The organism is Amycolatopsis sp. CA-161197 (assembly GCF_050942255.1).
Classification (GTDB): domain Bacteria; phylum Actinomycetota; class Actinomycetes; order Mycobacteriales; family Pseudonocardiaceae; genus Amycolatopsis.
On the sequence record NZ_CP192059.1, the window covers coordinates 4,562,795 to 4,585,691 of the forward strand.

Here is a 22,897-nt window from a genome sequence, read left to right on the forward strand (position 1 = left end):
GTGTGAGCATAGCTACCTTGCCGAAATCGGCCAGGGACGAGGAATCGATCTACCACCTGTTGTCCACAGTGGATTCTCCGGTGTTCGTGGTCCGCGACGAGCTGGGTGTCGCTCTCACCGCGGACGCCGAGGCCGCCCGGCGCGCGAAGGTGCTCGCCGCTGTTCCCGCGGTCCGGCCGGAATCCCTGGGGGACCCTGAATTCCGCAAGGCGCACGGGGTGGGCCACGCCTACCACGCCGGCGCCATGGCCAACGGCATCGCGTCGGCCCGCATGGTCGCGGCCTTGGCGCGCAACGGTTTCCTGGCGTCGTTCGGCGCCGCCGGGGTGCTGCCCGCGAAGCTCGACGAAGCGCTGGGCACGATCCGCCGCGAGGCGCCGGGCCGGCCGTTCGCCTGCAACCTGATCCACAGCCCGAGCGAGGCCGCGCTGGAGCGGGCGATCGTGGACGCCTGCCTGCGCCACGAAGTCCGCTGCGTCGAAGCGTCGGCGTTTCTTGACCTCACCCCGCAGGTCGTGCGCTACCGGGCCGCGGGCCTGCAGCGCGACGCGTCGGGACAGGTCGTGGCCCGCAACCGGGTGATCGCGAAGGTCTCGCGGTCCGAGGTTGCCGAGAAGTTCCTGCGGCCGGCTCCCACCGAGCTGCTGCGCGGCCTGCGCGAAGCCGGGGAAATCACGGCTGAGCAGGCGGAGCGGGCCGCGTCGGTCCCGATGGCCGACGACATCACCGCCGAGGCCGACTCCGGCGGTCACACCGACCGTCGCCCGCTGGTCGTGCTGCTGCCCGCGCTCGTCGCCCTGCGCGACCGCGTGCAGCGGGAGCACGGGTTCGCGGTGCCCGTCCGCATCGGCGCGGCCGGCGGGATCGGCACGCCCGCGGCGGCGTCGGCGGCGTTCGCCATGGGCGCGTCCTACGTGGTCACCGGCTCGATCAACCAGGCTTCGGTCGAGGCCGACCAGTCCGAAGCCGTGAAGCGCCTGCTCGCCTCCGCCGGCGTGGCCGACACCGAGATGGCGCCGTCGTCGGACATGTTCGAGCTGGGTGTCGACGTGCAGGTCCTCAAGCGCGGCACCATGTTCCCGGGCCGCGCGAAGCGGTTGTACGACACCTACCGCTCGTGCGCCGGCCTCGACGCCATCCCCGCGGCCGATCGTGCGGAGCTGGAGCAGCGGGTCTTCCAGCGCTCGTTCGACGAGGTGTGGGAAGACTGCGTGCGCTACTTCAGCGCGCGGGACCCGGAGCAGATCGAGCGCGCCGAAGGCAACCCGAAACGGCGGATGGCGCTGGTCTTCCGCTGGTACCTCGGCCGGTCGTCGGGCTGGAGCATGGCCGCGACGCCCGAGCGCGCCGCCGACTACCAGATCTGGTGCGGGCCGGCGATGGGCGCGTTCAACGAGTGGGTGGGCGGGACCTACCTCGCCGCGCCGGGGCACCGGCACGTCGCCGAGCTCGCCGTCCACCTCATGCGCGGGGCCGCGTTCGCGGTCCGCGTGAGCCAGTTGCGCGCCGCCGGCGTCCGCCTGCCGGCCCGGTGCACGACGTACATCCCAGTTCCCCTGGGGGAGGTTTCGCGATGACCGTGACGCAGGAAATCGACCGCAACGACGCACCGTCGTGGCTGGTGTGCGGAGGTTGCGGGAAAATGATGTACGGCAGGCGCTTCGCCCGCGCCGGGCGCGTCTGCCCGGAGTGCGGCCACCACGCACCGCTGACGGCGACCGAGCGGCTGGAGGCCCTGCTCGACGAGGGCTCGATCCGGCCGCTGGAGCTGGTGGTGTCCGGCAGCGACCCGCTGGAGTTCTCCGACACCCGCCCGTACGCCGAGCGGCTCGTGGACGCCCGTTCGCGCACCGGACTCACCGAGGCCGTGGTGTGCGCTCGCGGGAAGATCGACGGCAACCCGGTGGTCGTCGCGGCGATGGACTTCCGCTTCCTCGGCGGCAGCCTCGGCTCGGCGGTCGGGGAGGCCATCACCGGCGCGTGCGAGATCGCGCTCGCCGAGCGCACGCCGCTGCTGCTGGTCACCGCTTCGGGCGGGGCGCGCATGCAGGAAGGCGTGCTGTCGCTGATGCAGATGGCCAAGACCAGCCAGGCGCTGGGCCAGCTGGACGAGGCGGGCATCCTCACCGTCTCGCTGATCACCGACCCGACGTTCGGCGGCGTGGCCGCGTCGTTCGCGACCTCGACCGACCTGATCATCGCGGAACCCGGCGCCCGCCTCGGGTTCGCGGGGCCACGGGTGATCGAGCAGACGATCAAGCAGACCCTGCCCGACGGCTTCCAGACCGCGGAGTTCCTGCTGGAGCACGGCATCGTCGACATGATCCGCCCGCGCGCCGCCCTGCGTGCCGCGCTGGGCCGGGTGCTCGCGATCGCCACGCGCCGGCCCGAGCGGCGCCCCGACACCCCGTCGGTCCCCGACGCGCTCATCACCGATCCCGAGCGGCTGCCCGAGCGTTCGGCGTGGGAGTGCGTGCGCGCGGCACGCAAGCTCGACCGCCCCACGACGCTCGACTACGCGGCCCTGCTGCTCGAAGACTTCCACGAGCTGCACGGCGACCGGATGTCCGAGGACTGCCCGGCGCTCGTCGCAGGTCTCGGGCGGTTCGAGGGCCAGCCGATCGCGTTGATCGGCACGCAGAAGGGCCACACGGCCGACGAGCTTGCCCGGCGCAACTACGGCATGCCGAGCCCGGCCGGCTACCGCAAGGCCGCGCGGATCATGCGGCTGGCGGCGAAGCTCGGGCTGCCGGTGGTGACCCTGATCGACACCGCGGGCGCGTACCCCGGAATCGAGGCCGAGCGTCGTGGCCAGTCCGTGGCGATCGCCGAGAACCTCAAGCTGATGGCCGGGCTGCCCGTGCCAGTGATCGCCGTGGTCACCGGTGAGGGCGGCAGTGGTGGTGCGCTCGCACTCGCGTTCGCTGACCAGGTTCTCATGTGCGCCAACGCCGTCTATTCGGTGATCAGCGCCGAAGGGTGCGCCGCGATCCTGTGGAAGGACCCCGCGGCCGCGCCGAAGGCGGCCGAAGCGCTGCGCGTGGACGCGCGGTCGTTGCTGCGCCAGGGCGTGGTCGACGGCGTGATCCCCGAGCCCGAAGGCGGTGCCGGCGCCGACGACGTGCGGATCGCCGCCGCGATGCGGGCCGCGCTCGCCGAGACGCTGGCGCAGCTCGTGCCGCTGGATCAGATGAACCTCGTCACGCGCCGCCGGGCGCGCTTCCGGGCCTTCGGCGCCGACGGCTCCGTCCTGCTCGACGACCTGTCCCAGAAACCCAGCACCGACAACTCGGAGAAGGCCCGGTGACGACGACCGTGAACGCGAACCCCCTCGCGCCCCACGAGGTGGACCAGGTGGTGACGGCCCTGCGCGAGCAGGTGCTGGTGTTGTGCGCGCAGTCGGCGCGGCACCCGGAAGCCGTGCGGGTCAGCGCCCACGGCGTGGCCGTGGAGGTCGAATGGCCGACGGTCGCGATGCCGGTGGTGGACTCGGTCGAGGCCGCGGCTCCTCGGCCGGCGCCCGTCGTCGAGGAACCCGCCGCCACGGGAATCGCGGTCTGCGCCACGACCGTCGGCACGTTCTACCGGGCGCCGGAGCCCGGGGCCAAGCCGTTCGTCAGCGAGGGCGACACGATCGCCGTCGGCACGCAGATCGGGATCATCGAGGCGATGAAGCTGATGATCCCGGTCGAGGCGGATCGCGCGGGCCGGATCGCGGAGTTCCGCGTGGCGGACGGCACGGCCGTCGAGCACGGGCAGCCGTTGCTGGTGCTGGAACCGGCGTCGTGATCGGGTCCCTGCTGGTCGCCAACCGCGGCGAGATCGCGGTCCGGGTGATCCGGACGTGCGCCGAGCTCGGGATCCGGTCGGTCGTGGTGCACTCGAGCGCCGACCGCGACTCGGCGGCCGTGCGGCTCGCCGACGAGGCCGTGCAGATCGGGCCGCCGGCCGCGAAGGACAGCTACCTCAGCATCCCCGCGGTGATCGAGGCGGCGCGCACCCGCGGCGTGGAGGCGATCCACCCCGGGTACGGCTTCCTGTCGGAGAACGCGGATTTCGCCGAGGTGTGCGAGGCCGAGGGCCTCACGTTCGTCGGCCCGCCGGCCAAGGTGATGGTGCAGCTCGGTGACAAGTCCAGCGCTCGTTCGCTGATGGCGGGCGTCGGGCTGCCACTGCTGCCCGGCAGCCGCGATCCGCTGGAGGCCGCCGAAGCCGCGGCCCTGGCGAGCGAGATCGGGTTTCCGGTGATCGTGAAGGCTGTCGCCGGTGGCGGCGGGCGGGGGATGGCCGTGGTGAACTCCGCGGCCGAGTTCCCCCGCGCGTGGGCGCAGACGCGCGCCGCGGCGCAGGCCGTGTTCGGCGACGGGCGGCTCTACGTCGAGCGGTACCTGGCTTCGGCGCGGCACGTGGAGATCCAGGTGCTCGCCGACCAGCACGGCGCTGTCGTGCACCTCGGCGCACGCGACTGCTCGCTGCAGCGCCGGCACCAGAAGCTCGTGGAGGAGTCGCCGGCGCCGCTGCTGCCGGGCTCGCTGATCGAGGAGATGGGCGCGGCCGCGGTCCGGGGCGCGGAGGCGTCCGGGTACGTCGGTGCGGGGACCTTCGAGTTCCTGGTCGACGGTGACCAGCGGTTCTACTTCATGGAAGTGAACTGCCGCCTGCAGGTCGAGCACCCCGTGACCGAGGCGGTCACCGGGCTCGACCTGGTGCGGGAGCAGCTCCGCGTCGCGTCCGGCGAGCCGCTGGGCTACAGCCAGGCCGACGTCCGCGTGACCGGTGCGGCCATCGAGTGCCGCGTCAACGCCGAGGACCCGGCCCGGGATTTCGCGCCGGCACCCGGGGTCCTCGACGAGTGCCGCCTGCCGGCCGGGCCGTTCACGCGGGTGGACACCCACGCGTTCCCGGGTTACCGCGTGCCCGCGGTGTACGACTCGTTGCTGGCGAAGGTCATCGTGTGGGCGCCCGATCGCGATGCCGCGATCGCCCGTATGCGGCGCGCGCTGGGCGAGGTCGACGTGCGCGGCGCTGGCGTGGCCACGACCGCGGAGTTCCTGCGCGACGTGCTCGACCACCCGCGCTTCCGCGCGGCCGAGCACGACACGACGTTCGTCGAAGCACTGTGACCGGGAGGGTGTCGTGCAGGAGTACACCGTTGCGCCGCTGGTGAAGCCGGACGAGGACGAGGGCCTCGCAGACGTGGTGCACGAGAAGGCCGCGCAGGTTCCCGGCGACGTCGTCTTCAGCCGCAAGGCCGGGGACGAGTGGCAGGACATCACGTACGCGGAGTTCGGCCGCGAGGTGGGCGAGGTCGCGAAAGGCCTGCTGGCGGCCGGGATCGAGGCCGAGGACCGCGTGCTGGTCCTCGGCCGGACTAGCTACGAGTGGTCGGTGGCGGACTTCGCGGTGCTGAGCGTCGGGGCGGTCACCGTGCCGGTCTACCCGACGTCGTCGGCCGAGCAGATCCGCCACATCGTCGCCGATTCGCGGCCCAGCGCGTGTTTCGCCGAGACGGCCGAGCAGAGTGCGCTGATCGGCGAGGTCGCCGGGGAGCCGGTCACCGGGCGGTGCTGGCTCCTCGGCTCGTCGCTCGGTGAGCTCGCGGAGAGCGGGCGGGTGGTCGCGGACGAGGAGGTCGACCGGCGCCGAGCTGCCGTCCGCGCGGACGATCTCGCAACCATCGTCTACACGAGCGGCACCACAGGATTGCCCAAGGGTTGCGTGCTGACGCACCGCAATGTGCTTTCGGCCGCGGCGAACGTCGTGGAGCTGCTGCACGAGGTGTTCCGCCCGACCTCGGGCGCGCCGGCGTCAACTTTGCTCTTCCTGCCGCTGGCGCACGTCTACGGCCGCGTGACTCAGTTCGGCTGCGTGTGGGCGGGCGTGCGGACCGGGCTGGTCGCCACGCCGGCGGACCTGCTGGGCGAGCTGCCGTCGTTCCGCCCGACGTTCCTGGTCGGCGTGCCGTACCTGCTGGAGAAGATCCGGAAGGCGGCGCGGGTGGTGATCGGCGAGGCTCAGTACGCCGCGGTGGACGCGGCGGCGGTGGCGCTCGGACACGCCCGGCGGCACGGCTCGGTGGCGCCGGAGCCCACGCCGGACTTCCTCGCCGTGCGGGAGAAACTGCGGAGGTTGCTGGGTGGCCGGCTGGAGTACGTGATCGCGGGCGGGGCTTCGCTGGAACCGTCCACCGCGGACTTCTTCGCCGGCCTCGACGTGGAGGTGCTCGGCGCGTACGGGCTGACCGAGGCCTCGTCGACGGTCAGCATGAGCGCGCCCGGGCAGAACCGGCCGAACGCGGTGGGGCGGCCGGTGCCCGGCACGACGGTCGCGATCGCGGACGACGGCGAGATCCTCGTGCGCGGCGACCAGGTGTTCCCGGGCTACTGGCCGGACGGGGACGGTGCGTCCGTCCCGTGGCTGGCGTCCGGCGACGTCGGGTTGCTCGACCACGACGGGTTCCTCCACATCACCGGCCGGCGCAAGGAAATCATCGTCACCAGCGGGGGCAAGAACGTGGTGCCCGCGCCGCTGGAGGACCGCGTCCGGCTGCACCCGCTGGTGAGCAACTGCCTGCTGGTGGGGGAGGGTCGCCCGTTCGTCACCGCGTTGATCACGCTCGACGGGCCCGCGCTGGCGGGCTGGGCCGAGGCCGACGGCGTCGACTGTTCGGCCGGCGTGCCGACGATGGACAGCCGGCTGCTGCGGGAGATCGCCACAGCGGTCGACGCCGCGAACGAGCTGGTTTCGCGCGCGGAGTCGATCCGTCGGTTCACCGTGCTGCCGGAGGACTTCTCGGTACAGAAGGGGCAGCTGACGGCGTCGCTTCGGTTGCGGCGGCACGTGATCGAGGAACAGTTCCAGGCGGAGATCGCGGCTCTGTACGGCGGTTGAGAACACCAATTCGACAGACAGCGGCGCGGTGACCCCCGGGTTCACCGCGCCGCTGTGTTTTCAATCGGCGATTTTCCATCGGCGTCATTTCGAAACGCCGTGGTTTTACGCCGCCGCGAGCAGACAGAAGTAGTCGAAGTCCACTTTGGCGACGAGCGCGCCGTTGTCGTCCTGCAGCAAGGCTTTCCCGCTGAGATCGAGCTGCGCCTCGCCCTTGCTCTGGACCGCTTCGGCCAGGGCCGGGCCCGTAATCGTGCCGTGCGCCCGGATCTGTCCGTGCGCCGCCCGCAGGAACGTCGCGCGCGTGTCGCGCAGCACGAACGTGCGCACGTGCAGGATCCGGGGCGCGATCGCCCCCGAGAACGCCCCGGCGCACGCCACTTCCGCGGCCAGGAACAGCACCCCGGCGTGCACGGTGCCGAGGTGGTTGAGCATGTCCGGCGACGCGGGCGCCTCGGCCACGGCTGTGCCGGCCGCGAGTTCCTTGATCCGCACGCCCGCCAGGTTCACGAACGGCACGAGGGTGTCCACCGTGCGGCGGATCTGTTCGTAATCGGGTGTTCCTGATCCGGCCAGCTTCACGAGTCGCGCCTGGGCCGCGGCGATTCCGCGGGCCGCGCCGTTTTCGGCAACCATGTGCTGAATTACGGCACGGCCGCACTGCCGGGCGATGAACGGGGACTTAAGCAACCACCTCGTCCGGCTGGCCGGACGAGGAAGTATTCGCCGGTGATCGGCTCGGTAAATGGTGCGATCGAAAGGCGAGATCTTGATCAAGAAAAGGGGTGGTTACGGGGTTGACTGTGCCGCGTGGTCGCCGGTGACCGCATGCGGATTGTGGAAATCGACCTGAGAACCGAGCGATTCTCCTGGAGGCGCCCAGATGTATGACGCGATCGTGGTAGGCGCGCGCTGCGCGGGTTCACCGGTCGGGATGCTGCTGGCGAAACGCGGTCACCGCGTGCTCGTCGTCGACCGCGCGACCTTCCCCAGCGACACCGTTTCCACCCACTACCTCCAGCAGCGCGGGCTCGCGCGGCTCGCCGCGTGGGGCCTGCTCGACGAGCTGGTCGCCACCGGGGTGCCGGCGATCAAGCACATGACCGTTTCCTACCGCGACATCGTGATCGCGGGCTTCGCCGATTCCATCAACGGCATCGACGCGACCTACGCGCCCCGGCGCACGGTGCTCGACACCATTCTCGTGAACGGCGCGCGCGCCGCTGGCGCCGAGGTGCGCGAAGGTTTCACCGTCCGTGAATTGATCTTCGAGGACGGCCGCGTGGTCGGCGTTCGCGGTTCGGTGGCCGGCGGGGAACTGCAGGAGGAACGCGCGCCGATCGTGATCGGCGCGGACGGGCGCAATTCGTTCGTCGCCGACGCCGTGGATGCCCAGCGTTACCGCGAAGTGCCGGCCGAGTGCTTCATCTACTACAGCTACTTCAGCGGCGTGCGCGCCGACTTCCACAGCCGGATCGGCGAGCGTGAGCAGGTCGGCATCTGGCCCACACACGACGACAAGACCCTTGTGGCCGTGATGCGCAAGACCGAGGCCCTGCCGGAGTTCCGCGCCGACCCGGAGAACAACTTCCACGCGATCGCGCGCGCCATCGTGCCCGAGTTCGCCGAGGAGCTCGCCACGCACGGCAAGCGCGAGGACCGCTTCCACCCGATGCGGTACCCGGACAACTACTACCGCCAGTCCCACGGCCCCGGCTGGGCCCTGGTCGGCGACGCCGGTTACCACAAGGACCCGCTGACGGGCCTGGGCATCTCCGACGCGTTCGAGTACGCGCAGCTGCTGGCCGAACGCGTGCACGACGGTCTCGACGGAACCATGCCCATGGCCGACGCGCTGGCCGAGTACCAGCGCGAGCGCGACGCGAAGTCCCACTCGGGCTTCGAGTTCACCTGCTCGATCTCCACGCTGGAGCTCACTCCGCAGCTGCACGCCGTGTTCCGCGCGCTGGGCGGCAACGCCGAGTACGCCAAGGACTTCTTCGCGATGATCGGCGGCGGCATGACCGGAGAGGAGTTCTTCGCGCCCGAGCGCATGGCGAAGCTCCTCGGCGCTTCGGCCTAGGGGAGGAACTCCTGTGCCGGACTTGAAAGCGTCGGACTCGGAGCTCACCGTCATCGGCGACAGCTTCGCCGAGGGCCGGGGCGGCGCGGTGCGGGCCGACGGTTCGTTCGCCGGTTTCACCACGCACTTCGCGCAGTGCCTGGGCGTCTCCGGCGCCGTGCTCAACCTCGGCTCGTACGGCGCGACCACGCAGGACGTCGTCGAGCGCCAGCTGCCGCTCGCGCTGAGCCGCCCGGCGCCGTTGATGGGCGTGATCGTCGGCGGCAACGACCTGGTCACCGACTACGACGGAGACCGCTTCCGCCGCAACCTCACCCACATCTTCTCGAGCCTTGCCCAGCCCGGCCGGCTGGTGTTCACCACCAACTGGCCGCGCATCCCCGACCGCCTGCCCAGTCTGGCCGACGCCGCCCGGACCGTGCTGCGCGAGCGGTTCGCCGAGGCCAACGAGTTCCTCGACGGGCTCGTGCTCGACCTCGGCCTCGTGTGCCTGGACCTGGCGAACGCGCCGGTCACCGCCGACCCGGTCATGTGGTGCCCCGACGGCATGCACCCGAGCGCAGCCGGGCACCAGGTCATCGGCACGGCGCTGGCCGACCTCGTCGACGAGGCGCGCAGCGCGCTCATCTGAACCCACCGAAGCACCCACCGAACGACCCGCGCTGATCAACGGCGATCAGTCCTGCTTTTCCCGACCGGATTGCAGCCTGAGACAGGGGTAGGCACGTGAACGACGAACACCGGCCCGAACCTCACGCCGTCGCGCGACGGCTCGCGGACAACCCGATCGCCATCGTCGGGCTCTCGGGGCTGTTCCCGATGGCCCGGAACTTCCGCGACTTCTGGCAGAACGTCGTCGACGCGGCCGACTGCACTTCCGAGGTGCCTCCGTCGCGGTGGAACCTCGACGACTACTACGACCCGGACCCGGCGGCGCCGGACAAGACCTACTGCCGCCGCGGCGGGTTCGTGCCCGAGGTTCCCTTCAGCACCACCGAGTTCGGGCTGCCGCCCAACCAGCTCGAGGTGACCACGGTCGTGCAGCTGCTGAGCCTGCTCGTCGCGCGCAACGTGCTCGCCGACGCCGGGGCCGTCGGCTCCGAGTGGTACCGGCCGGAGCGCACCGGCGTCGTGCTGGGGGTGGCCGGGCCGACGACGCTGTCGCACCCGCTGGCCGCGCGGCTTTCGACGCCCGTGCTCAAGGAGGTCGTGCGCAGCTGCGGGCTGACCCAGGCCGACGCCGAGCTGATCGCCGAGAAGTACGCGGCGGCCTTCGCGCCGTGGGAAGAGAACTCGTTCCCCGGCCTGCTGGGCAACGTCATCGCCGGCCGCGTGGCCAACCGCCTCGACCTCGGCGGGATGAACTGCACGGTCGACGCGGCGTGCGCGAGCTCGCTTTCCGCCGTGCACATGGCGATCAACGAGCTCGTGTCCGGCCGCTCGGACCTGATGATCACCGGTGGCTGCGACACGGAGAACTCGATCTTCGGCTACCTCTGCTTCAGCAAGGTCGGTGCGCTGTCTAAGTCGGGGCAGATCAGGCCACTCGACGACACCGCCGACGGCACGCTCGTCGGCGAGGGCATCGGCATGCTGGCGCTCAAGCGCCTCGCCGACGCCGAGCGCGACGGCGACCGCGTGTACGCGGTGATCCGCGGCATCGGCTCGTCGAGTGACGGCCGGTTCAAGAGCATCTACGCCCCGCGCGCCGAAGGCCAGGAGGCGGCGCTGCGCCGCGCGTACGAGGACGCGGACTGCTCGCCCGCGTCGATCGGGCTGTTCGAGGCGCACGCCACGGGCACGCGCGTCGGCGACCAGACGGAGCTCACCGCGCTGGGCACGGTGCTGCGCGCGGAGACCGACGAGGTCGGGTACGCGGCGATCGGCAGCGTCAAGTCGCAGATCGGTCACACGAAGGGCGCGGCCGGCGCGGCGAGCCTGATGAAGCTCGCGCTGTCGCTGCACCACAAGGTGCTGCCGCCGACGATCAACGTCACCAAGCCCAACCGCGCGCTGGACGGCGAGTCGCCGTTCTACGTCAACACGAAGACCCGGCCGTGGATCCGCGACCCGCAGCGGCCGAAGCGCCGCGCGGCCGCGTCGGCGATGGGCTTCGGCGGCACGAACTTCCACGCCGTGCTGGAGGAGGTTTCGTCCGGTCGCGAAGGACTGCGGACGCTGCACCGCACCGCGCGCGTCCACCTCTGGCACGCGCCGGACGCCGACACGCTGGCAACGCTGCTGCGCTCGGGCGCCGCGCCGAACGGCGACGGCGGGATCCCCGACGACCACGCGCGCGTCGGGTTCGTGTCGCGCAGTGAGCAGGAGGCTGCGGCGCTGCGGGAGCTGGCCGTGGTGGAGCTCGCCGAGGCGCGCGACGAGTTCGCGCACCCCAAGGGCGTGTTCTTCCGCCGCCGCGCGGTGGCGGACCTGAAGATCGGCGCGTTGTTCGCCGGCCAGGGCAGCCAGCACGTGGACATGGGCCTGACCGCGGTGCTCAACAACCCGGCCGTCGCCACGATGTTCGACGAGGCCAACGGCGTGTTCGGTCGTTCGCCACGGCCGTTGGCGAACGTGGTGTTCCCGCCGCCGGTGTTCGACCCCGAGGCGCGCACCGAGCAGGAGGCGACGCTGCGGCGCACCGACTACGCGCAGCCGGCGATCGCGGCGCTGTCGGCGGGGCAGTACCGCTTCCTGGCCGAGCGCGGGCTGGAGTGCGCCGGGTTCATGGGCCACAGCTTCGGTGAGCTGACGGCGCTGTGGGCCGCGGGTTCGCTGGCGGATCAGGACTTCTTCACCCTGGCCAAGGCGCGCGGCGACGCGATGGCCGTGGCCGGCGGCCTGGGTGACCCGGGCACGATGGCCGCGGTGCAGGCGTCACGCTACGAGATGACGGCGCTGCTCGCCGGGCACCCCGACGTGAGCGTCTGCAACCACAACGCGCCGGACCAGGTCGTGGTCGGCGGCGGCACGGTGGCGGTCGGCGAGTTCGCCGACGCCTGCCGCGCGCAGGGGCTGACCGTGCGCGAGCTGCCGGTGGCGGGCGCTTTCCACACGCGGTACGTGGCGCACGCGGTCGAGCCGTTCCGTGAGGTCGTGGCGAACACCTTTGTGGGCGAGCCGCGCTTGCCGGTCTACGCGAACTCGGCCGGCGGTTCGTACGGCCCGTCGGTGGAGACCAACCGCGAGGTGCTGACCGGGCAGCTGCTGCAGACCGTCGAATTCGTGCGCGGCCTGGAGGCGATGCGCGCCGACGGCTGCACGGTGTTCGTCGAGTTCGGCCCGAAGACGGTGCTGACGCAGCTCGTCCAGCGGACCTTGGGCGACAGCGTGGTCGCCATCCCGACCGACCAGGGCCCCACGGGCGACGGTGACGTGGCCCTGAAGAAGGCCGCGCTGCGCCTGGCGGTGCTCGGCGCGCCGATCCGCGCGGTCAATCGTGCGGACGCCGAGCCGTTCACCGAGGCCGAGGCCACGGGGATGGTCGTGGAGCTGACCGGCCGCGACTACGTGCCGGATTCCCGTCGTGAGCTGTACGCGGGCCTGATCGGCGAGCCGACGATGCTCGAGGCGGTCGCGGAGGCCGCCGAGGCGGCGAAACACGTAGCGGCGGCTGTCGCGCCTGCTCCTGCGCCTGCTTTGGCACCTGTTGCCGCTCCGGTGCCGCTTGTTCACGAGGAGCCGCCGGTTCCCGTCGCCTCCGGCCCCGGCCTGGACACAGTGGCGCAGCAGCATTTGGCCCTGCACGAGCGCTACACCGAAACCCAGCTCTCCGTCACCGGCGAACTCGTGTCGGTCCTCCGCGAGGCCCAACGCACGGGCGCGGTCGACGCGCAGCTCCGCGCGACCGTCGACGCCATCAAGGACCAAAGCCTCGCCATCGGCCGCTCGCACACGCGGGTCAACGAGATCCTGGCCTCGCTGACGGACCTGGAACACGCTGCCGCCGCGCCGGTTGCTGCGTCCACTGTGGACGCGCCAGTCGACTTCCGGCCCGAGCTGCCGGACCTTCCCGAGCTCCCCTCCTTCGCGCCGCCCGCCGAGCTCCCTCCGGCGAACGGCTCCTCGGCCACGCCGGTCATCGAGCCGCCCGCGCCGGCCGGCCTGGACGCGTCTTCCGTCGAATCAGCGCTGGTGGCCGTGGTCGCGGAGAAGACGGGCTATCCGGTGGAGATGCTGGACGTCTCGATGGACCTGGAGGCGGACCTGGGTGTCGATTCGATCAAGCGGGTGCAGATCCTGGGCGCTCTGGGCGAGCGGATCGAGGGCGTGCCCGTCGTCGGCCCCGAACAGGTAGCGGAACTGCGTACGTTGAAGGACATCGTCGGCTTCATCGCGGGTGCCGCGTCCGCTCCTGCGGCCGCCATCCCGGCCGGCTTGAGCGCCTCCACTGTGGAGGCGGCGTTGGTCGAGGTGGTCGCCGAGAAGACCGGCTACCCCGTCGAGATGCTGGATGTCTCCATGGATCTGGAAGCGGACCTCGGCGTCGATTCGATCAAGCGGGTCCAGATCCTCGGTGCTCTGGGTGAGCGCGTTGAAGGCGTGCCCGTGGTCGGACCTGAACAGGTCGCCGAACTCCGGACGCTGAAGGACATCGTCGCCTTCATCGCGGGGAGCGCCGCACCCGCGGCTCCCGCACCGACTGGGCTGAATGCGTCCTCTGTGGAGGCTGTGCTGGTCGAGGTCGTTGCCGAGAAGACGGGTTACCCCGTCGAGATGCTGGACGTCTCCATGGATCTGGAAGCTGACCTGGGCGTCGATTCGATCAAGCGGGTCCAGATCCTAGGCGCTCTCGGCGAGAAGGTCGACGGATTGCCGCCGGTCGGGCCCGAGCAGGTGGCGGAGCTGCGGACGTTGAAGGACATCGTCGCCTTCATCGCCGGCAGCGCTGCTCCTGCCGTTCCCGCGCCGGCCGGGCTCAGCGCTTCTTCGGTGGAGGCGGCGTTGGTCGAGGTGGTTGCCGAGACGACCGGCTACCCCGTGGAGATGCTGGACGTCTCCATGGATCTGGAAGCTGACCTGGGCGTTGACTCGATCAAGCGGGTGCAGATCCTTGGTGCGCTGGGCGAGAAGGTCGACGGAGTGCCGCCGGTTGGACCGGAGCAGGTGGCGGAGTTGCGGACGTTGAAGGACATCGTCGCCTTCATCGCCGGAGGAGCCGCCCCCACGGCACCCCAGGTGCCGGTCCAGGCGCCCGTCGAGGCCGAGCCGGTGCTGTTGCGGATCGAGCAGGTGCGCCTGCCGGACATCGACCGGCTGGAGCAGCCGTTCGGCGAGGGGAAGACGGCGTTGGTCGTCGACCACGGGGACACGGCCGCGAAGGTGCTGGCCGCCGGGCTGGAGCTGCACGGGTGGGCCGTCCGGACGGTCGAGGTGCCGGCCGGAGACGGCGACGGGATGTCCACGTGGGACGGCGAAGCCATCGAACGAATCCTGGCGCAGGAGCAGGACGAGCGCCTAGACCTGTGCCTCATCGTGCTTCCGTCGGACGCGCAGTGGGGTGAAGGCGCGCGCCGGCTGGCGGACACCATCCTCACCGCCAAGCTGGTGCGCGAGCGCCTCGACCGGACGGCCGCGGCGGGCACCCGCGCCGCGTTCGTCACGGTCACGCGGCTCGACGGCGCGCTCGGCCACCGGGGCGACCGGCCGGCCGCGGCGGCGCTCGTGGGCGGGGTCGGCGGGCTGGTGAAGACCTTCGCGCTCGAGTCGCCCGCGCTGTTCTGCCGGGCGCTGGACCTGGCGCCGGAGCTCGGCGACGACGTGCTCGCCGAGACGGTGGTGGCCGAGCTCGCCGACGCGGCGCTCGACACCCGCGAGGTCGCGATCGACGCCGACCGCAGCCGCTGGATGATCCGGCCCCGCCCGACGGAAGCGACCGACAGCACGGAAACCACCATCACCGACGAGGACGTGCTCGTCGTGACCGGCGGCGCCCGCGGCGTGACCGCGCGGTGCGTCCGCGAGCTGGCCACCCGCCGGGCGGCCGAGTTCATCCTCCTCGGCCGCACCGAGCTCACCGACGAGCCGGCGTGGGCCACGGGCATCACGGACGACGCGGTGAAGCCCGCGGTGATCGAAGCCTTGCGTGCCAACGGGGACAAGCCCACCCCGCAGCAGGTCGACCGCCTCACTCGCGACCTGCTGGCCCAGCGCGAGATCCGCGAAACCCTCGATTCCCTCGGCGAGCGGGCCCGCTACGTCGCCGTCGACATCACCGACGCCGACGCGACCCACACGGCACTCGCCCCGTTCCGCGAGCGCGTCACCGGGATCGTCCACGGCGCCGGAGCCCTCGCCGACTCCCTCCTCCCGGCCAAGACCGCCGCCGACATCCGCACCGTGCTGGCGACCAAAGTAGACGGTCTCCACCACGTCCTCTCCGCCCTCGAAGGCGCCGAACTGAACCACGTGATCCTCTTCGGTTCCGTGGCCGGCGTACTCGGCAACCCCGGCCAGTCCGACTACGCGACGGCCAACGAGGCCCTCAACCGCGTGGCCGTGAGCTGGAAACGCGAGCGCCCGGCAACCCAGGTGACCGCCGTCAACTGGGGCGCCTGGGACGGCGGCATGGTCACGCCGCAGCTGCGCGAGGTGTTCCGCTCCCGCGGCGTGCCGCTGCTCGGGATGGCCGCCGGCGCGCGGATGTTCGCCGCGCAGTTCACGCCGGAACGCGCCGACGACGTTTCGATGCTCATCGGCCCGCCCGTCCCGCTCGCGCCGCCGGCTCGCACCACGGCCACCGCCGCGTTCTCCGCCCACCGCGACCTCGCGGCGCTCGCATCCGACGCGGTGCTGCGCGACCACCGCGTCGGCGAGTTCCCCGTCTTCCCGGCCGCGGCCGGCCTCGGCTGGGCGATCAACGCCCTCGAACGCGCCAACCCCGGCCTGCGCGTCGTCGAGTGCACGGGGTTCGAGGTGCTCAAGGGCATCGTCTACGACGGCGGCCATGAGCGCGACTACCGCCTCGACGTCGCCGCGGGGGAGTGGACCGGCGACCGCCTGACGGTGGGCGCCGCGATCCGCAGCACCGAACCCGGCAAGGCGCTGCCGCCCTCGCACTTCACCGGGACGTTCGTGCTCGCCGCCGAGGTCCCGGCGGCACCGACCCTGCCCGCCCACCCGCTGGGCCACGGCCCGGAGGACGGGCTCGAGGTCTACCGCGCCGCGGACCTGTTCCACGGTCCGCGCCTGCAGGGCGTCCGCCGGCTGCTCGAACGCGAAGAGCGGCGCCTGGTCGTGGAGTGCCGGCTCGCCGACACCCCGTTCGGGCAAGGGAACTACGCCGGTGCGCTGCACAGTCCGGTGCTCTCGGACGTCGTCATCCAGGCCGGCTCGCTGCTCGGCGTGTGGTTCCTCGGCTCCGGCTGCCTGCCCCTGGCGATCGGGCGCATCGAGTACTTCGCGCCCCTGCCGGGCGACAGCCCCTTCGTGGTCGTGGTCGACGACCTGCGCCCCCAGCGCACCGGGTCCCAGGTGACGGTCACCGTCTCCGCCTGCGACCCCGACGGCCGCGTGCTCCAGCGCTACACCGACCTCTCGGTGATCGCGACGCCCGAGATGACCGCGAAGTTCGCCGAGGCCGTGCGCCTGCGCGAGCAGAACCGATGACGGCCCCCGACACCGGAACGGACCCGCGATGACCGCCCAGCTCGACGCCCTCTCCTTCGACGGCGAACCCTTCGACGCCCTCCTCTGGTCGGCCCCGGAATCCCTTCCTCCGGCACCCGACCCGCAGCAGCCGACCTCGACCGACCTGGCGCCGCTGTCCACTCAGGACTCCCGGCCCGCCCCGGTCGAACACCCGCCGGCCCCCGAGCCGGCGCCCGGCACCGACCCGGTGGCCGAGCTGCTCGGCGACGTCCGCGCCGAACTGGTGGCCGCGCACCTGTCCGCAATGGACGTGCAGACCGCCTGGCAGCGCCGCACGCTGGCCGCCCTCGGCCAGCCGTCAACGCAGCCGACGCCGGTGACCGGACAGACCTACCGCGTCGCCGTCGGCTACTCCCCGGACTCCGGTATCACCGTGGCCGCACAGCCAGGCCGCCCGAACACGACGCCCGAAGTCCAGCCCGCCACCACGATGAGCGCGTTCAAAGCACTGGCCCTCACCACGGTCACCACCCTCGACGACACCGCCCTCGCGAATCTGGTGCGCGGCGAGATCGCCACGGTCTTCGGCCCCGCATACGAGCAGCACGGTGACAACCCCGCCATCCGTCTCACACCCGCAACGCACACCCGGCTGACCCGGATCGCGGAGATCACCCGGCACGGCGGCCCGTGGCACCGCGGCCGGCTGCGCGCCGAATACGAGGGCCCGCTCGACCCCACGGCCGTCATCGAGCTGGTCTGGCAGGCGTCCCAGGTGTTCGCGCTGCAGGTCGGCCTGCACCTCTGCCTCGCTCAAGCACGGTTCCACGCCGGGCCCGAACAGTCCGAAGTGGACCTCACCCGACACGCCACCGGCCCGGGTGAGCTCCTCCTCGACGTCATGCAGCTCGACCTCTTCCCGCGCCCGTGGCTGCGGGTCAATGCCGAGCTCCGCCAAGCCGGCGAGGTCGTCGCGCGGGTCCGCGGCCTGGTCCTGGAAATCCGCGAAGCCCCGGGCACGCCGGTCGGCCCGTCGGTCGGCGGCGTGATCACCACGTCGTTCGGCCGCTACAGCGCAGGCGGCGAACGCGCGCTGCTGGGCGAGTTCCACATGACCCACAGCGCCCGCGGCGACCTGGGCATCGCGCTCGGTCCGGAGTTCACCGCCTACGCCGGTCGCCGCGCCACCCGCATGCCCAACCACGGGCTGCAGCTGTGCGACCGCGTGATGGCCGTCGAGGGCGAACGCGGCAACCTCACCGCCGCGACCAGCCGCACCGAGTACGACTCGCCCGCAGACTCCTGGTACTACGCCGAAACCGCGAACGCGTCCATGCCCAACGTCGTGTACATGGAGACCTCGCTGCAGTCCGCCCTGCTGCTCGGTTACTTCCTCGGCGCCACTCTCACCGCGCCCGAAGAGGACTACAGCCTGCGCAACCTCGACGGCACCGCGACCGTGCTGCGCGAGGTCGACCTGCGGGACAAGACGATTCGCCAATCCACGCGGCTACTCAACACCACCGTGATGGTCGGCGCCGTGCTGCAGAGCTTCTCCTACGAGCTCTCCGTGGACGGCGAACCGTTCTACGCCGGCGAATCCCTCTTCGGCTTCTTCAACGAAACCGCGCTCGCCAACCAGAACGGCCTCGACAACGGCGCCTACGCCCCGCCGTGGCAGCCGAGTACCCCGCCCCGCACGATCGACGTCGCCGCTCGCCGGACGAACGACACCGGCGTCCGCAGCACGAGCGGGCACCTGGCGCTGCTCGACGCCGTCGAGGTCGTCGACGGCGGAGGGAAGTTCGGCCGCGGTTACCTGCGCGCCGCGCGGCCCGTCGCCGCCGACGACTGGTTCTTCGCCTACCACTTCCACCTCGACCCGGTGATGCCCGGCTCGCTCGGTGTCGAGGCCGTGCTCCAAGCCGTGCAGGAATGGGCGCTCGACGCCGGGCTGGCCGACGGCCTGACCGACCCGGAGTTCGTGGTGCCCACCGACGTGGCGCTGTCGTGGCGCTATCGCGGCCAGATCCTCGCCGACGACCGCGAGATGACGCTCGAGGTCCACATCGAGGACGTGCAGCGCCGGCCCGGCCGCGTCCGCGTGCTCGGCGAGGCAAGCGTGTGGAAGCCCGGGCTGCGGATCTACGAACTGACGGGCGTCGCCGTGGAGTTGCGCGGCGCCGGCGCCCGACCCTGGTGAGGAGAGACATGACCGACGTGGAAACGCCTTTGCCGCCGCTGTTCGCGCGGCGCGACGGATTCGACCCCCTGCCCGAGCTGGAACGACTGCGTGTCGAGCGCCCGGTGACGCGCGTGGAGCACCACTGGGGCGTGCAGACCTGGCTCGTCACGCGTTACGACGACGTCCGCCTGATCCTCGGCGACCACAAGCGCTTCACGAGCGCGCCGCCGCCGTACTTCGCCAGCACGCAAGGCGAAGACGGTGAAGACGGCGTCGAGGGCACGGGCTGGTTCATCGTCTACAACCCGCCCGCCCACACCCGGCTGCGCCGCATGCTCGCCGCCGAGTTCACCAAGCGCCGCCTCGCCCGCCTGGAGCCGCGGATCGAGGCCACCGTCGCCGAGCACCTCGACGAGATGGAACAGGGCGGGCCCGGCGCCGAGCTCGTCGGCCAGTTCGCGCTGCGCCTGCCGATGCTGGTGATCTGCGAGCTGTTCGGCGTGTCCGTGGAGAGCCGCACGGAACTGCTGCCGCTCAGCTCGAAGTTCACCGACTTCTCGCTCTCCGTCGAGGAACGCCGCGAGGCCTCCGAACGCGCCGGTGCGATCATGGTCGAGTTTGTCAGGGAGCAGCGCGCGAACCCGGGTGAGGGCATGCTCGGCATGCTGATCCGCGAGCACGGCGACGACCTCACCGATCGCGAGCTCGCCGGCGTCGCCGACCTCATGGTGCAGGCCGGCTACGAGACCACGATGTCGATGCTGTCGCTCGGCACGCTGGTGCTGCTGCGCCACCCCGAGTACATCCCGCTGCTGTTCGCGGGTGAGCAGGAGCTCGACCAGGTGGTGGAGGAACTGCTGCGTTACCTGTCGATCACCCACAACCTCTTTCCCCGCGTGGCGCAGGAGGACGTGACGATCTCCGGCCTGCTCGTGAAGGCCGGTGAGCTGCTCATGTGCTCGCCGCCGATCGCCAACCGCGACGAGCGCCTCGGCGAGGACATGGACCGGTTCGACCCGACGCGCAAGTCCGGCCCGCACCTCGCGTTCGGGCACGGGATCCACCACTGCATCGGTGCGCCGCTGGCCCGTCTCGAGCTGCGGATGGCGCTGCCCGCGCTGTTCCGCCGCTTCCCGGGCCTGCGCCTGGCCGTGCCGTTCGAGGACATTGCGTGGCGCCCCAACACCAACTTCTACGGCCTGGACACCCTCCCGGTCACCTGGTGACCGTCGACCCGAAAGGAGTCCGATGACCTCCGACACGGCCGTCGCGGCCACGAGGTCCACCGTGCGCTGGCTGCCCGTCGTGATGCTGGCGCTCGGGGCCTTCTGCGCCGGCACCGACAACTACCTCATCGCCGGCATCCTGTCGGACTTGTCGGCCGACCTGCACATGTCGGTGGCCGGCGGCGGCCTGTTCGTCACGGCGTACTCGCTGGCCTACGCGCTCGGCTCGCCGGTCGTGATGACGCTGGTGCGGGTGCGCTCGCCGCGACGGCTGCTGCTGGTTTCCATCGCGGCCTTCGTGGTGGTGAACCTGCTCGCGGCCGTCGCGTGGGAGCCGTGGGTGATGGCCGTCGCGCGGATCGCGGCCGGCTGCCTCGCCGGGCTCTACAGCCCGCTCGCGGCGGCGGCCGCGGCCGGCATGGTGCCGCCGGAACGACGCGGCCGCGCGCTGGCCATCGTGATGGGCGGGATCTCCATCGCCACGCTCGCGGGTGTGCCGATCGGGATCTGGCTCGCGAGCCTGTGGACGTGGCGCTCGGCGTTCGTGTTCGTCGCCGCGCTCGCGGTGCTGGCCACCGTCGGCATCGCGCTGAGCGTCACGGCGGGCGGCGCTGCTCCGTCGGTGCCGTTGCGGCAACGGCTGGCGCCACTGCGGCGTCCGGCCGTGCTGCTGGCGCTGGTCGTGACCATCGCGGGTATGTGCGCCGGCCTTATGGTTTACACCTACGTGGAGCCGATTTTCGCCGCCGCTCCGGCGGTGGGGGCGGGCGCTGTCGGAGCCTTGATCATGGCGCACGGCCTGGGCGCGCTCGTCGGCCTCGGCTTCGGCAGCTCGCTCGTGGACCGCTTCGGCTCGCGCCCGGTGCTGCTCGGCACGCTGGCCGTGTTCACCGTGGACATGGCGTTGTTCCCGCTCGCCTCGCAGACGCTGGTCTCGACGTTCGTGTACGTCTTCGTCTGGGGCATCGTCGGCTGGGCGTTCCTGCCCGCGCAGCAGCACAGCATGATCGCCGACGCGCCACCGGAGCTGTCGCCGATGCTGCTCTCGCTCAACGGTTCGGCCATGTACCTGGGCATCGCGCTCGGCTCCGCCATCGGCGGGGTCGTGATCTCGGGCCTGGGCGCCGGTCACATCTGGATCTTCGCCACCGCGTTCGCCGCGATCGGCCTGATCCTCTCGTTCGTGCGGCACACCCCGCCGGCGACAGCCACCGCCGATGACGCCGGAGGATCGACTGTCCGCTAGGATCGAGGCATGTGCTGCTGCGCTCCCATGACCACAACTACCGCCTAGCGGCGGTACCGCGGTTCCTGTAACCGCGGTCATTGCCTGCCCCGTGTGGGGCGGTGCGAGGACGTACCGCCGGATCAGTGTCCTGCCGGCAGTCACCTGGTTCTTGTGACGCCGGGTCGTCCTGGCTGATCAGGGAAGTCATGTCTCAATCGCAGCGTTTCGATCCTCAGCACCCCCCTGCACCCGGAGCCGGCACCACGCAGCCCCCGCGTGCCGCCACCCTGCTCCTGATGGTCGGGCTCCCCGGGGCCGGGAAAACCACCAGTGCCCGAGAGCTCGCCACAATCCATCGGGCACTGCGGCTGACCCCGGATCACTGGATGATCCCGTTGTTCGGCGATTCGATGGCCGGCGGAAAACGCTGGGCGCTCGAAGGGCGGCTCATCTCGGTCGCGCTCCAGGCGCTGCGGCTGGGGATCAGCGTGGTCCTCGACTTCGGGCCGTGGAGCCGCGACGAGCGGTCGGCACTGCGCTGGCTCGCGCGGTCGGTCGGGGCGTCGTGCCAGGTGATCTACCTGCCGGTGGACAAGGACGTCCAGCTCGCCCGCATCGCGCACCGCCAGGAAACGACACCGCATCAGACGTTCCCGATCCGCGAGGTCGACCTGGACGCGTGGCGAGAGCAGTTCGAGGTGCCGGATGCCGCCGAACTCGCCGGCGGCGAGATTCCCGCCCCACCGGCGGGCTGCCCGGGCTGGCCGGAATGGGCGGCGGACACCTGGCCCTCGAGCACCGACATCTGACCCCGGCCGGCCGGCCCATCGGCCGCGGGCTTTCTACTTCAGGCCAGACCTCACAAACGCGCTGACGATGTGGCGGCGCAGCACCAGGTACAGCGCGAAGATCGGCAGGCAGGCCAACCCCGCGACTGCCATCAGCGGGCCCCAGTACGTGCCCTGGCCGCCCTCGCTGATCATGAAGCTGCGCAGCCCGAGCTGGAGCACGTCGTTGCTGCGCTGCAGCACCATCGCGGGCCAGAAGTACTCGTTCCACGCGGTGACGAACAGCAGGATGGCCAGCGCGGCCAGCGGGGCCCGCAGGTTCGGCACCACGACCGTCCACAAGGTACGCCAGGAGGAGCGGCCGTCCATCTTGGCCGCTTCCAGGAGCTCCTTGGGGAAGCCGTCGAGGTGCTGGCGCAGCAGGATCACGCCGAGCGCCGAGCACAGGTTCGGCACCACCACGCCGCCCAAGGTGTTGAGCAGACCCAGCTGCAGCAGCAGCACGTAGTTGGGCAGCATCGTCACCTGGAACGGAACAAGCCACGTGCCCACGAACAGCAGGTAACACAGCCGCTTGAGCGGGAAATTCCAGCCCGCGAACGCATACGCCGCCAGCAGCCCCGTGAGCAGCTGGCCCAGCGCGGTCAGCAGCGCCACCAGCGTCGTGTTGATCAGCAGCTGCGGGATGTCGACCAGCTGGATCGCGTCGGCGTAGTTGCCCAGCGAAAGCGGCCACGGGATGGGCGAGAGCGACAGCACCTGGTCGGGCCGGCGCAGCGAAGTCGCGTAGAGCCAATAGATCGGGAAGATGCAGAGCACACCGAGCGCGCCGAGCGCCAGGTGCCCGGGCAGGGCCCGCCAGCGCGGGCCCCGCCCGGGGAGCAGCATGGAGTCCACCATGGACGC

The 22,897-nt window shown here is 71.5% G+C and carries 14 protein-coding genes; 12 read left to right on the forward strand and 2 right to left on the reverse strand.

Annotation, left to right across the window (positions count from 1 at the left end):
• Window positions 1–2: 2 nt before the first annotated feature.
• The 5 genes from ACQPXB_RS21845 to ACQPXB_RS21865 are packed head-to-tail and all read left to right on the forward strand — an operon-like array spanning window position 3 to window position 6,891.
• Window positions 3–1,577, forward strand: coding sequence for a PfaD family polyunsaturated fatty acid/polyketide biosynthesis protein (locus tag ACQPXB_RS21845; protein ID WP_432855200.1), 1,575 nt, complete (start codon window positions 3–5; stop codon window positions 1,575–1,577).
• Complete coding sequence (gene accD, locus ACQPXB_RS21850) at window positions 1,574–3,307, forward strand: acetyl-CoA carboxylase, carboxyltransferase subunit beta (RefSeq protein WP_432855203.1); 1,734 nt, start codon at window positions 1,574–1,576, stop codon at window positions 3,305–3,307. Before ACQPXB_RS21845 ends, accD begins: the two co-directional genes overlap by 4 nt.
• Window positions 3,304–3,789, forward strand: coding sequence for an acetyl-CoA carboxylase biotin carboxyl carrier protein (locus ACQPXB_RS21855; RefSeq protein ID WP_432855206.1), 486 nt, complete (start codon window positions 3,304–3,306; stop codon window positions 3,787–3,789). Before accD ends, ACQPXB_RS21855 begins: the two co-directional genes overlap by 4 nt.
• Complete coding sequence (locus ACQPXB_RS21860; protein WP_432855209.1) at window positions 3,786–5,123, forward strand: acetyl-CoA carboxylase biotin carboxylase subunit; 1,338 nt, start codon at window positions 3,786–3,788, stop codon at window positions 5,121–5,123. The genes ACQPXB_RS21855 and ACQPXB_RS21860 overlap by 4 nt, the downstream gene beginning before the upstream one ends.
• Before the next feature lie 13 nt (window positions 5,124–5,136).
• Window positions 5,137–6,891, forward strand: a complete 1,755-nt coding sequence (locus ACQPXB_RS21865; RefSeq protein ID WP_432855212.1) for an AMP-dependent synthetase/ligase — start codon at window positions 5,137–5,139, stop codon at window positions 6,889–6,891.
• A 105-nt stretch (window positions 6,892–6,996) separates the two neighbouring features.
• On the opposite strand, the gene ACQPXB_RS21870 is transcribed toward ACQPXB_RS21865, so the two are convergent.
• Complete coding sequence (locus tag ACQPXB_RS21870) at window positions 6,997–7,527, reverse strand: PaaI family thioesterase (RefSeq protein WP_432855215.1); 531 nt, start codon at window positions 7,525–7,527, stop codon at window positions 6,997–6,999.
• A gap of 247 nt (window positions 7,528–7,774) precedes the next feature.
• Here ACQPXB_RS21870 and ACQPXB_RS21875 point away from each other — a divergent pair, with 247 nt between their 5' ends.
• From ACQPXB_RS21875 to ACQPXB_RS21905, 7 genes are all read left to right on the forward strand, one after another.
• Entirely contained in the window at window positions 7,775–8,974 is a 1,200-nt protein-coding gene (locus ACQPXB_RS21875) for an NAD(P)/FAD-dependent oxidoreductase (protein ID WP_432855218.1), read from the forward strand.
• A 13-nt stretch (window positions 8,975–8,987) separates the two neighbouring features.
• Complete coding sequence (locus ACQPXB_RS21880; RefSeq protein WP_432855221.1) at window positions 8,988–9,605, forward strand: GDSL-type esterase/lipase family protein; 618 nt, start codon at window positions 8,988–8,990, stop codon at window positions 9,603–9,605.
• 95 nt (window positions 9,606–9,700) lie between these two features.
• Window positions 9,701–16,582: an SDR family NAD(P)-dependent oxidoreductase gene (locus ACQPXB_RS21885; protein ID WP_432855224.1), complete on the forward strand. Its 6,882-nt coding sequence runs from the start codon at window positions 9,701–9,703 to the stop codon at window positions 16,580–16,582.
• Window positions 16,583–16,610: 28 nt separating this feature from the next.
• On the forward strand, window positions 16,611–18,767 hold the full coding sequence (locus tag ACQPXB_RS21890; RefSeq protein WP_432855227.1) for a beta-ketoacyl synthase: 2,157 nt from the start codon (window positions 16,611–16,613) through the stop codon (window positions 18,765–18,767).
• 8 nt (window positions 18,768–18,775) lie between these two features.
• On the forward strand, window positions 18,776–19,975 hold the full coding sequence (locus tag ACQPXB_RS21895; RefSeq protein ID WP_432855230.1) for a cytochrome P450: 1,200 nt from the start codon (window positions 18,776–18,778) through the stop codon (window positions 19,973–19,975).
• 22 nt (window positions 19,976–19,997) lie between these two features.
• Window positions 19,998–21,221, forward strand: a complete 1,224-nt coding sequence (locus tag ACQPXB_RS21900) for an MFS transporter (RefSeq protein WP_432855233.1) — start codon at window positions 19,998–20,000, stop codon at window positions 21,219–21,221.
• Window positions 21,222–21,499: 278 nt separating this feature from the next.
• Complete coding sequence (locus ACQPXB_RS21905) at window positions 21,500–22,012, forward strand: AAA family ATPase (RefSeq protein ID WP_432855237.1); 513 nt, start codon at window positions 21,500–21,502, stop codon at window positions 22,010–22,012.
• Window positions 22,013–22,045: 33 nt separating this feature from the next.
• Here the strand turns inward: ACQPXB_RS21905 and ACQPXB_RS21910 are convergent, their stop codons facing one another.
• Window positions 22,046–22,891, reverse strand: coding sequence for a carbohydrate ABC transporter permease (locus ACQPXB_RS21910; protein ID WP_432855240.1), 846 nt, complete (start codon window positions 22,889–22,891; stop codon window positions 22,046–22,048).
• Window positions 22,892–22,897: the final 6 nt, after the last annotated feature.